Origin of the sequence: Intrasporangium flavum, from assembly GCF_001956915.1 — a bacterium.
GTDB classification, from domain to species: Bacteria; Actinomycetota; Actinomycetes; order Actinomycetales; family Dermatophilaceae; genus Monashia; species Monashia flava.
The window spans coordinates 1-5124 of record NZ_MLJO01000042.1; the positions used below are offsets into that span (position 1 = coordinate 1).

The window sequence follows — 5124 nt, forward strand, 5'->3', positions numbered from 1 at the left end:
AATGTGTGTCCGGCTGCGTCCTACTCTCCCACACCGTCACCAGTGCAGTACCATCGGCGCTGAAGGGCTTAGCTTCCGGGTTCGGAATGGAGCCGGGCGTTTCCCCTTCGCTATGACAGCCGAAACTCTATGGAGATCTCAAACAAACAGTGTGGGAGTTCGTTTGTGTCTCGGGAACTGCACAGTGGACGCGTAGCATCTTTGATGAATCAAGTTATCGGCTTATTAGTACCGGTCAGCTCCACACATTGCTGTGCTTCCACATCCGGCCTATCAACCCAGTCGTCTAGCTGGGAGCCTCTCACCCTCGCGGGTCTGGAAACCTCATCTTGAAACGTGCTTCCCGCTTAGATGCTTTCAGCGGTTATCACTTCCGAACGTAGCTAATCAGCGGTGCTCCTGGCGGAACAACTGACACACCAGAGGTTCGTCCATCCCGGTCCTCTCGTACTAGGGACAGCCTTTCTCAAGTTTCCTGCGCGCACAGCGGATAGGGACCGAACTGTCTCACGACGTTCTAAACCCAGCTCGCGTACCGCTTTAATGGGCGAACAGCCCAACCCTTGGGACCTACTCCAGCCCCAGGATGCGACGAGCCGACATCGAGGTGCCAAACCATGCCGTCGATATGGACTCTTGGGCAAGATCAGCCTGTTATCCCCGGGGTACCTTTTATCCGTTGAGCGACGGCGCTTCCACAAGCCACCGCCGGATCACTAGTCCCGACTTTCGTCCCTGCTCGACATGTCTGTCTCACAGTCAAGCTCCCTTGTGCACTTACACTCAACACCTGATTGCCAACCAGGCTGAGGGAACCTTTGGGCGCCTCCGTTACCTTTTAGGAGGCAACCGCCCCAGTTAAACTACCCACCAGGCACTGTCCCTGATCCGGATCACGGACCGAGGTTAGATATCCAGAACGACCAGAGTGGTATTTCAACGTTGACTCCACCAGCACTGACGTGCCGGCTTCACAGTCTCCCACCTATCCTACACAAGCCGTACCGAACACCAATACCAAGCTGTAGTAAAGGTCCCGGGGTCTTTCCGTCCTGCTGCGCGTAACGAGCATCTTTACTCGTAGTGCAATTTCGCCGAGTTCGTGGTTGAGACAGTGGAGAAGTCGTTACGCCATTCGTGCAGGTCGGAACTTACCCGACAAGGAATTTCGCTACCTTAGGATGGTTATAGTTACCACCGCCGTTTACTGGCGCTTAAGTTCTCAGCTTCGCACTTGCGTGCTAACCGGTCCCCTTAACGTTCCAGCACCGGGCAGGCGTCAGTCCGTATACATCGTCTTGCGACTTGGCACGGACCTGTGTTTTTAGTAAACAGTCGCTTCTCCCTGGTCTCTGCGGCCGATCACGCTCGGGAAGCAAGTTCCGTCACGATCAGGGCCCCCCTTCTCCCGAAGTTACGGGGGTATTTTGCCGAATTCCTTAACCACGATTCACTCGATCGCCTTGGTATTCTCTACCTAACCACCTGAGTCGGTTTGGGGTACGGGCGGCTCGAACCTCGCTAGAAGTTTTTCTCGGCAGCATAGGATCACCCTCTTCCCGCATTCGCGGTCACTATCAGGTCTCAGGCTTCATGCGGTCCGGATTTGCCTGGACCGCGCCCTACACCCTTGGACGTGGACAACCATCGCCACGCGGAGGCTACCTTCCTGCGTCACTCCATCGCTTGACTACTACCCGCTCGGGTCGTGCGCTCCGCACACCCGATGGGACCGAAGTCCCGGTGGGTGTGTTTCAGGCACTTAGCATCACGGGGTTCATCATGGGCGGTTCTTCGCCGGTTCCGGAATATCAACCGGATGTCCATCGACTACGCCTGTCGGCCTCGCCTTAGGTCCCGACTTACCCAGGGCAGATTAGCTTGACCCTGGAACCCTTGGTTATTCGGCGGACGGGTTTCTCGCCCGTCATTCGCTACTCATGCCTGCATTCTCACTCGTGTAGCCTCCACGGCTGGATCACTCCGCCGCTTCCCTGGCAACACGACGCTCCCCTACCCATCAACACGCCTGGACACCGAACCCGCAGGTGTCGGTGCCGAGCAGTATGTCAATGCCACAGCTTCGGTGGTGTGCTTGAGCCCCGCTACATTGTCGGCGCGGAATCACTTGACCAGTGAGCTATTACGCACTCTTTGAAGGGTGGCTGCTTCTAAGCCAACCTCCTGGTTGTCACAGCAACTCCACATCCTTTCCCACTTAGCACACGCTTAGGGACCTTAGCTGGTGATCTGGGCTGTTTCCCTCTCGACTACGGAGCTTATCCCCCGCAGTCTCACTGCCACGCTCTCACTTACCGGCATTCGGAGTTTGGCTAACGTCAGTAACCTGGTGAGGCCCATCGGCTATCCAGTAGCTCTACCTCCGGCAAGAAACACGTGACGCTGCACCTAAATGCATTTCGGGGAGAACCAGCTATCACGGAGTTTGATTGGCCTTTCACCCCTACCCACAGCTCATCCCCTCAGTTTTCAACCTAAGTGGGTTCGGTCCTCCACGCAGTCTTACCTGCGCTTCAACCTGGCCATGGGTAGATCACTCCGCTTCGGGTCTAGACCCAGCGACTAAAACGCCCTGTTCGGACTCGCTTTCGCTACGGCTTCCCCACACGGGTTAACCTCGCCACTGAGCACTAACTCGCAGGCTCATTCTTCAAAAGGCACGCTGTCACCCCACACGCCCAACGGCGGGAGGCTCCAACGGATTGTAGGCACACGGTTTCAGGATCTATTTCACTCCCCTCCCGGGGTACTTTTCACCTTTCCCTCACGGTACTTGTCCGCTATCGGTCACCAGGGAATATTTAGGCTTAGCAGGTGGTCCTGCCAGATTCACACGGGATTTCTCGGGCCCCGTGCTACTTGGGATCCCTCACTGGAGTCCACACCATTTCGTCTACGGGGGTCGCACCCTCTATGCCGAGCCATTCAATGCTCTTCGACTATGACGCAGATTTCTCACTCCATGCCAGAATGTCAGTTCCGGCTGCGAGGTCCCACGACCCCGGACATGCAACGCCTGACAGCTATCACACACGCCCGGTTTAGCCTCATCCGCTTTCGCTCGCCACTACTCACGGAATCACTGTTGTTTTCTCTTCCTGTGGGTACTGAGATGTTTCACTTCCCCACGTTCCCTCCACACACCCTATATATTCAGGTGCGGGTGACTGGACTTGCCTCCAGCCGGGTTTCCCCATTCGGAAATCCTCGGATCACAGCCTGGTTATCGGCTACCCGAGGCTTATCGCAGATTCCTACGTCCTTCTTCGGTTCCTGGTGCCAAGGCATCCACCGTGTGCCCTTAAAAACTTGAGCCACAAAGATGCTCGCGTCCACTGTGAAGTTCTCAAAACACAACCGGCACCCACCACCACCCCACACCGACATACATCGGCATCCGTGAGGATCGGGCGGGCCCACACCCAGAAGAAACAGGCACCCACACCAGCTGCTCGCCGGCGTGGGGGTCTGATCCCTCAGGACCCAACAACGTGTCAGGCACCGCCCCACCACCCGCCACGTTCCACTCCCTCCCCCAGCAGAGCCGGGATCGACGGGTTGTACTTGTGTACGGGCACCAGGTCGGTGCCAACTAATCGATGTTCCACCCATGAGCACCCGCTGCCCCACACTCGGGGACAGACCGGGCTGCCATAAATGACTGCTCCTTAGAAAGGAGGTGATCCAGCCGCACCTTCCGGTACGGCTACCTTGTTACGACTTAGTCCCAATCGCCAGTCCCACCTTCGACGGCTCCCCCCACAAGGGTTGGGCCACCGGCTTCGGGTGTTACCGACTTTCGTGACTTGACGGGCGGTGTGTACAAGGCCCGGGAACGTATTCACCGCAGCGTTGCTGATCTGCGATTACTAGCGACTCCGACTTCATGGGGTCGAGTTGCAGACCCCAATCCGAACTGAGACCGGTTTTTTGGGATTCGCTCCACCTCGCGGTTTCGCAGCCCTTTGTACCGGCCATTGTAGCATGCGTGAAGCCCAAGACATAAGGGGCATGATGATTTGACGTCATCCCCACCTTCCTCCGAGTTGACCCCGGCAGTCTCCTATGAGTCCCCACCATCACGTGCTGGCAACATAGAACGAGGGTTGCGCTCGTTGCGGGACTTAACCCAACATCTCACGACACGAGCTGACGACAACCATGCACCACCTGTACACCAGTCCGAAGACGCACCCATCTCTGAGTGATTCCGGTGTATGTCAAGCCTTGGTAAGGTTCTTCGCGTTGCATCGAATTAATCCGCATGCTCCGCCGCTTGTGCGGGCCCCCGTCAATTCCTTTGAGTTTTAGCCTTGCGGCCGTACTCCCCAGGCGGGGCGCTTAATGCGTTAGCTGCGGCACGGAACCCGTGGAATGGGTCCCACACCTAGCGCCCAACGTTTACGGCATGGACTACCAGGGTATCTAATCCTGTTCGCTCCCCATGCTTTCGCTTCTCAGCGTCAGTAGTGGCCCAGAGACCTGCCTTCGCCATCGGTGTTCCTCCTGATATCTGCGCATTCCACCGCTACACCAGGAATTCCAGTCTCCCCTACCACACTCTAGCCTGCCCGTACCCACTGCAAGTCCGGGGTTGAGCCCCGGATTTTCACAGCAGACGCGACAAACCGCCTACAAGCTCTTTACGCCCAATAATTCCGGACAACGCTCGCACCCTACGTATTACCGCGGCTGCTGGCACGTAGTTAGCCGGTGCTTCTTCTGCAGGTACCGTCACTTGCGCTTCTTCCCTGCTGAAAGAGGTTTACAACCCGAAGGCCGTCATCCCTCACGCGGCGTCGCTGCATCAGGCTTTCGCCCATTGTGCAATATTCCCCACTGCTGCCTCCCGTAGGAGTCTGGGCCGTGTCTCAGTCCCAGTGTGGCCGGTCGCCCTCTCAGGCCGGCTACCCGTCGTCGCCTTGGTGAGCCACTACCTCACCAACAAGCTGATAGGCCGCGAGCCCATCCCAGACCGAAAAACTTTCCACACCATACGGATGCCCGTTGGTGTCATATCCGGTATTAGCTCCGGTTTCCCGGGGTTATCCCAGAGTCTGGGGCAGGTTGCTCACGTGTTACTCACCCGTTCGCCACTGATCA

Annotated in this window: 3 rRNA genes; all 3 read right to left on the reverse strand. The window is 57.2% G+C overall.

The annotated features are described in order from the left end of the window. Positions 1–7: 7 nt before the first annotated feature. A 5S ribosomal RNA gene (gene rrf / locus BIV28_RS19410) occupies positions 8–124 on the reverse strand. Between the two features lie 81 nt (positions 125–205). Next, a 23S ribosomal RNA gene (locus BIV28_RS19415) occupies positions 206–3336 on the reverse strand. 357 nt (positions 3337–3693) lie between these two features. Next, positions 3694–5124: ribosomal RNA gene (locus BIV28_RS19420) — 16S ribosomal RNA — on the reverse strand; the annotation flags it as partial.